The sequence below is a fragment of the Pseudochrobactrum sp. AO18b genome (genome assembly GCF_000409565.1).
Classification (GTDB): Bacteria; Pseudomonadota; Alphaproteobacteria; order Rhizobiales; family Rhizobiaceae; genus Pseudochrobactrum; species Pseudochrobactrum saccharolyticum.
On sequence record NZ_ANNO01000404.1, the window covers coordinates 1 to 552 of the forward strand.

1 protein-coding gene is annotated in these 552 nt (G+C 52.2%); it reads left to right on the forward strand.

The window, feature by feature from the left end:
* Window positions 1-552, forward strand: a 552-nt coding sequence (locus A918_RS0115565; RefSeq protein WP_022711951.1) for a porin, incomplete at both ends; no start/stop codon positions are given.

The following is a 552-nucleotide window of genomic DNA, read 5'->3' on the forward strand; positions in this document are numbered from 1 at the left end:
AGAAACCTGCCTGCGTATTTCCGGTTATGTTCGCGCTGACTTCAAAGGCGGCGACGATGTGTATTCCGGTCGTGACCGTAAGACATGGTCCACCAACACCCGTTTCACACTGCGTACACACACAGCGACTGAAACCGAACTCGGCACACTGAAGACCTTCACCGAAAACCGTTTTGAATTCGGCGACGGCGACTTCAAACAGGACAAGCTGAAATACGCTTACATCGAACTGGGCGGTCTGCGCATCGGTAAAGATGAATCCGCATTCCACACCTTCACAGGTTACCTCGGCGACGTAATCAACGATGACGTTGTATCGCCTGGTGCATATGACACAAACCTGATCAGCTACACCTTCACCGGTGGTAACGGCTTCTCGGCAATCATCTCCGCCGAACAGGGCGAACGCGTTGACGCATTCACCGACATCAACGGCAACGTTTATGACGGCGTAATCGACGATTATATGCCACACGTTGTTGGTGGTCTGAAGTTCGAACAGGCTTGGGGTTCGATCGCTGGTGTTGCAGCTTACGACTCTGAAATCGAAGA